This is a genomic window from Cupriavidus sp. SIMBA_020 (genome assembly GCF_046535395.1).
GTDB lineage: Bacteria > Pseudomonadota > Gammaproteobacteria > Burkholderiales > Burkholderiaceae > Cupriavidus > Cupriavidus campinensis.
The window spans coordinates 1-281 of the sequence record NZ_JAWRWU010000389.1; the positions used below are offsets into that span (position 1 = coordinate 1).

The following is a 281-nucleotide window of genomic DNA, read 5'->3' on the forward strand; positions in this document are numbered from 1 at the left end:
GGCAACCGTGCGCAACAAGCCGTCCGGGTCCGGCAGCTTGCCGGAGCGCTGCGTGCTTCGCTGCCATGCCGATCTATCGAACAGCAGATGCGGATCGTCCGCCGCGCCGCGCAAGCCTTCACGCAAGGCGGCGAGCGCCGCGCTGATTTCGTCGAGATCCTGTTGCGGATCGCCGCATACGGTCAGCGTCGAATAAGCCTGGCGCGCGCCGTCGATCAGGCGCAAGGTCAGCTTGCCTTGCGACACGCTGCCCGTCTGCCGCACCTTGCCGCCATTGAAGC

At 66.9% G+C, this 281-nt stretch carries 1 pseudogene; it reads right to left on the bottom strand.

What is annotated here, in order from left to right:
• Nucleotides 1–281: pseudogene (locus SB751_RS29720) on the bottom strand (TldD/PmbA family protein); the annotation flags it as partial.